Genomic DNA, 4,828 nt, shown 5'->3' on the forward strand with positions numbered 1-4,828 from the left:
AGGGTCGCCGCGGACAGCAGCCCCGCCGCGGCCGCCGCCCCGGCGAGCTGCGCGGCGAGCAGCCGCAGCGGCCAGTAGGGGTCGTGGCCGGCGCTCCGCACGAGCAGCCAGCAGGCCGCCAGGAACGGGACGGTCAGCGCGGCGACCCGGGCGGTGTGCCGGGCCTGCGCGATCGTCAGCTCCCGCTGGCAGCCGGGGACGAGCTCGTCCGGCGTGCCGAACTCGCGGACCGCGCGGCGGGCGGCGTGCCGGTAGGCGAGGCCCTCACCGGCGTGCGCGTCCACGGTGTCGGCGAGCCCGCCGCGGATCTCCTCGACCAGCCGCGCCTTGGCCCGCGCCGGCCCGTGCAGCGCCGCGGACAGCTCCGCGACGTAGTCCTCGACCGGATCGGCCTCCCCGGCCGGCTCGGGACCCGCGGGCGGCGGGGCGCTCCGGAGCGCGCTCACGTGGCGGGCCTGGTCTGCGCGGGGTTCAGGACGGAGCCGATGGCCGTCGTGAACTCGTGCCAGGCCGTCCGCTCGGTGGCGAGCGCGCGCCGGCCGGCGTCCGTCAGCGCGTAGCAGCGCCGCCGCCGCTCGCCGTCGGCCTGCCAGCTGCTGCTCAGCAGCCCGACCCGCTCCAGCCGGTTCAGCGCGGGGTAGATGGTGCCCGTGCGCAGCTCCAGCGCCCCGCCGCTGCGCTCCTGGACCGCGGCGATGATCGCGTAGCCGTGCAGCGGGCCCGCCTCCAGGACCGCCAGCAGCAGCCCGTCCAGGTGCCCGCGCACCGCGTCAGCCCTCATGGGTAGACAGCCTACACATCTTGGGCATTGGCGTGGTACGTATTGGCAGCCAACCTATTGGAGGCCGACATGACCAAAGTGCTGCTGTCCGTGCACGTGCTCGCGGCGATCCTGGCGATCGGGCCGATCGCCGTCGCCGCGTCGCTGTTCCCCCGGTACGCCCGGCAGGCCGCGGCGGAGGGCGGTGAGGGGGCCGGGACGGTCGCGTTCCTGCACCGGACCTGCCGCGCCTACACCGTCGTCGGCGCCGCCGTCCCGGCCTTCGGCCTCGCGACCGGCGCGAGCCTCGGCGTCCTCGGCGACGCGTGGCTGATCGCCTCGATCGTCCTGACGGCGGCCGCCGCGGCGATCCTGGTGCTGGCCATCGTCCCCGGCCAGCGGCGGCTGCTGGCGCCGTCGCCGGACGCGGCCGTCGCCGGGCGCGCCGTGTCCCGGCTGGCCATGGCGACCGGCGTGTTCAACCTGCTGTGGGCGGTCGTCGTCGTGCTGATGATCGTCCGTCCCGGCTCGACGACGGGGGCGTGAGCGCCGTGCGCGCCCTGCGGACCGCCGCGGCCGTCGAGGCCGCGTCCCTCGCCGTCCTGCTCGGCAACCTGTTCACCGTGCACGCGCGGGCCGTCTCGTCGCTCGTCGGGCCGCTGCACGGCACGGCCTACGTGGCGGTCATCGCCGCGACCCTGCTGCTCCCGGCCGCCTCACGGGGGACGAAGTGGATCTCGGTCGTCCCGGGCGTCGGCGGCCTGCTCGCCCTGCGCCGCCTCCGCCGGACGGAGGCCCCGGTGCCAGAGTGAGCGCGAGCTGTCATGTCCCCAGAAAACGGGACATGACCTGACAGATGGCGCGACCTAGCGTCGGATCCGACAGATCTCCGGAGGCCCGCCCGGACTCGGCGGGGGCCTCCGCACCTCACGAGAGCTGGAGATTTCGGTGATGACGCCTGGCCAGAAACCGGAGGCCGTCCGGGAGCCGGCGGCGAGGGCCGGTGCGGAACTCGAACGGATCGTGCTCCGGGGCTGGACGGTCGAGGACCGCTCGATCTGGACGTACGTGCGTCCCGCCGTCCCCTCCCGCCGCGTCCAGGGATGGAAGCTCCATGTGTCCGCGACGATCCTGTCCGCGCCCGACGTCCTGGCCGCGTGCCTTCCGGTGCTCGTGGAGACCGGCACGCCGTTCAAGTTCGCCTCCACCTCGGCGAACCTGAAGCACCTCAACGAGTTCCGGACGCCGCGCGGCGGATCAGGCAAGTTCATCACCGCTTACCCGGACGACGACGGCCGCTTCCGGGTCCTGGCCGAGGACCTCCACGCGGCGACGGAGGGGCTCGCCGGCCCGGCGATCCTCTCCGACGCGCCGTACCGTAAGGGCAGCCTGGTGCACTACCGGTACGGCGCCTTCCAGGGCGTCCAGGTGCTCTCCAACGACGGCGCCTACGTGAGCTGCATCCTGGACCCGGACGGGAACCCGGTCGTGGACGAGCGGCCCGCCGTGTTCAGCCCGCCGTCCTGGGCCGCACCGCCCTTCGCCGACACCGTCCACCGCTCGGCGGACGGCGCTCCGAAGGCCGTCCTGCTGCGCGACCGGTACGAGATCACCACGGCGATCCGGCACGCGAACAAGGGCGGCGTCTACCGGGCCGCCGACCGGCGCACCGGCCGCGAGGTGATCGTCAAGGAGGCCAGGCCGCACGTCGCCACCGACGTGGACGGCCGGGACGCCCGCGACCTCCTGCGCCACGAGGCGGAGGTGCTGCGCCGCGGCGCGCCGCTCGGCGTCATGCCCGCGTTCGTGGACGAGTTCGAGCAGGACGGCCACCGCTTCCTGGTGGAGGAGGCCGTCCGCGGCCGGACGCTGCGCCAGAAGATCGCGCTCGCCGCGGGGGAGGGGCTGCTCTGGCCGCCGGTCGACGCCCTCCCAGCGATCGTTCACCGGCTCGCCGGGATGCTGCGGGCCCTGCACGGCCACGGCATGGTGGTCCGCGACCTGTCGCCGCAGAACGTCATGGTCACCGATGACGGGGAGCTGCGGCTCGTCGACCTGGAGATGGTCGCCGTGCGGGACGGCTCCGGCTGGGACGTCATGCACCGCGCCGGCGGCACGCCCGGGTTCAGCGCCCCCGAGCAGTTCGCGGGCGCCGAGCCTGACCCGTCGGCCGACCTGTACGGCGTCGGCGCGACGGCCTACTACCTGCTGACCCGCGCCGATCCCGCGCTGGCGGACGACCGGCCGGCGCACTGCCCGCTGGAGGAGCGCGTCGCGCGGATGATCGCGCCGCCGCTCGTGCCCGCGGACGTCCCGCCGGTCGTCCGCACGCTCATCACGGGCACGCTCCGGTCGGACCCGGCCGAGCGCACGCCGCTGGAGGAGGTCCTCCGGCTCACGGCGGACGGCGCCGCCGGGCCGGTCCCGGTGCGGCCGGTCCGTCCGAGCGTGCCCGCCGAGGAGGAGACGGCGACGTTCGGCGGCGACCGGTGGAGCGTCCTCGTCGGCGACATCCTCGGCCATCTCGCGGCGACCCTGCCCGACGACTCGGAGGCCCGCCCCTGGCCGGAGACGGTCTTCGGGCGCGACAAGGACCTCTGCACGGTGCAGCACGGCCTCGCGGGGATGCTCGCCGTCCTGGCCCGCCTGGTCGAGGACGGCGAGAGCCCGGGCGGGCATGTCCCGGTGCTGCTGGACGCCGTCCTGCCGCGGCTTCTGCGGCAGCAGGGACGGGTCGTCCACCGCCTCCCGGGCCTGTACTTCGGGTTCGCCGGGACCGCCTGGGCGCTGTTCGACGCCGGGCGCGCGCTCGGCCGCACCGACCTGACCGCGCGGGCCGTGGAGTTCGCGGCGAGCCTGCCCACGGCGTGGCCCAACCCCGACGTCACCCACGGGATCGCCGGGCTCGGCACCTGCCTGCTGCACCTGTGGGAGGGCACCGGCGACCCGGCGCTGCTGGAGCGGGCGGACGCCTGCGCGGACCAGATCATGGCCGCGGCGGACACCGGCGGCGGCGCGATCCACTGGACCGTCCCGCCGTCCTTCGACTCCAAGCTGGCCGGCTACCGCTCGTACGGCTTCGCGCACGGCGTCGCGGGCATCGGCGCCTACCTGCTCGCGGCCGGGCGGGCGCTGGACCGGCCGGACCTGCTCGCCGCCGCGGAGCGCTGCGGGGACGTGCTGCTCGAGGCCGCGATCCACGCCGACGGCGCCGCCTTCTGGCCGGAGCGGCCCGGCTCCGACTCCCGCGCGATCCACTGGTGCAACGGCTCGTCCGGCGTCGGCACCTTCCTCTGCCGCCTCCACGCCCACGGCGGGGACCCCCGCCACCGGGACGCGGCGGTCGCGGCCGGACGGGCGGTGCTGCGGACCCGGCGGCTCAGCGGGACCGCGTACTGCCACGGGCTCGCCGGCAACGGCGACCTCCTCGTCGAGCTCGCCGAGACGACCGGCGACCGCACGTACCTGGCCTGGGCCGAGACGCTCGCCGACCTGCTGGCGGCGCGCGCCCTCGACCGGGACGGGCGGCTCGTGCCGCCCGACGAGTCCGGCAAGGAGGTCACCGCCGGGTACGGCGCCGGGCTCGCCGGCCACCTGTCCTTCCTGCTGCGGCTGCGCTCCGGCGGCCCGCGGCTGTTCCACCCCCTGCTCGCCGGCCCGTACCGCCCTTCCGCCGGGCCGGCGCGGCCGATGTCCGCTTCGTTCGAGAGGAGGTGAACGCGATGTCGACCAGCGTCCAGGAGCTCCAGGCCCTGCCCGAGCTCGAGCTGGAGCCCGGTCATGGTGAGGTGGAGTTCTCCTGCACCTACACCTGCCCCAGCAATGACAGTTGTGGGAGCACCTGCCAGACGCAGTAGCCCACGCCGACCGTCATGACGGCAGCGCCCGGGACGGGCCGGACCCGCCCCGGGCGCGCCGCCGAGCCCGGCCCCTCCCCGTCGTCCGGACGTCCCGACCAGGCAGGTCACTCCCATGCGGACCACTCCGATACGCCTCATGCTGCGCGACCTCCGCGCCGACCCGGTGCCCGCCGCGGCCGGCGCGGGCGCCGCGCTGGCCGCCACGGCG

General features: G+C 75.8%; 6 protein-coding genes. 4 read left to right on the forward strand and 2 right to left on the reverse strand.

The annotated features are described in order from the left end of the window. Both E1300_RS47625 and E1300_RS47630 read right to left on the reverse strand, forming a co-directional pair. The coding region (locus E1300_RS47625; RefSeq protein ID WP_242619870.1) for a permease prefix domain 1-containing protein at positions 1 to 446 on the reverse strand (446 nt) is incomplete at its 3' end. Continuing rightward, positions 443 to 781 (reverse strand): PadR family transcriptional regulator, encoded by a 339-nt coding sequence (locus E1300_RS47630; RefSeq protein ID WP_131763853.1) that lies wholly within the window; start codon positions 779 to 781, stop codon positions 443 to 445. The genes E1300_RS47625 and E1300_RS47630, both read right to left, overlap by 4 nt. Before the next feature lie 69 nt (positions 782 to 850). Between E1300_RS47630 and E1300_RS47635 the strand changes: the two genes are divergently transcribed. The 4 genes from E1300_RS47635 (at position 851) to E1300_RS51005 (ending at position 4,617) form a co-directional block, all read left to right on the forward strand. Then, entirely contained in the window at positions 851 to 1,306 is a 456-nt protein-coding gene (locus E1300_RS47635; RefSeq protein WP_131763854.1) for a hypothetical protein, read from the forward strand. Then, positions 1,303 to 1,572: a hypothetical protein gene (locus E1300_RS47640; RefSeq protein WP_207400416.1), complete on the forward strand. Its 270-nt coding sequence runs from the start codon at positions 1,303 to 1,305 to the stop codon at positions 1,570 to 1,572. The genes E1300_RS47635 and E1300_RS47640 overlap by 4 nt, the downstream gene beginning before the upstream one ends. A 139-nt stretch (positions 1,573 to 1,711) precedes the next feature. Beyond that, positions 1,712 to 4,477, forward strand: coding sequence for a class IV lanthionine synthetase LanL (gene lanL / locus E1300_RS47645; RefSeq protein ID WP_131763855.1), 2,766 nt, complete (start codon positions 1,712 to 1,714; stop codon positions 4,475 to 4,477). After that, a complete protein-coding gene (locus E1300_RS51005) occupies positions 4,474 to 4,617 on the forward strand; it encodes a hypothetical protein (RefSeq protein ID WP_165503327.1) in 144 nt (47 codons plus the stop codon). Before lanL ends, E1300_RS51005 begins: the two co-directional genes overlap by 4 nt. Positions 4,618 to 4,828: the final 211 nt, after the last annotated feature.

Origin of the sequence: Actinomadura fibrosa (genome assembly GCF_900659615.1) — a bacterium.
GTDB lineage: Bacteria > Actinomycetota > Actinomycetes > Streptosporangiales > Streptosporangiaceae > Spirillospora > Spirillospora fibrosa.

Coding starts and splice junctions, on each gene's coding strand:
- E1300_RS47630 (WP_131763853.1), bottom strand. CDS start 781: ATGAGGGCTGACGCGGTGCGCGGGCACCTGGACGGGCTGCTGCTGGCG.
- E1300_RS47635 (WP_131763854.1), top strand. CDS start 851: ATGACCAAAGTGCTGCTGTCCGTGCACGTGCTCGCGGCGATCCTGGCG.
- lanL (WP_131763855.1), top strand. CDS start 1,712: ATGACGCCTGGCCAGAAACCGGAGGCCGTCCGGGAGCCGGCGGCGAGG.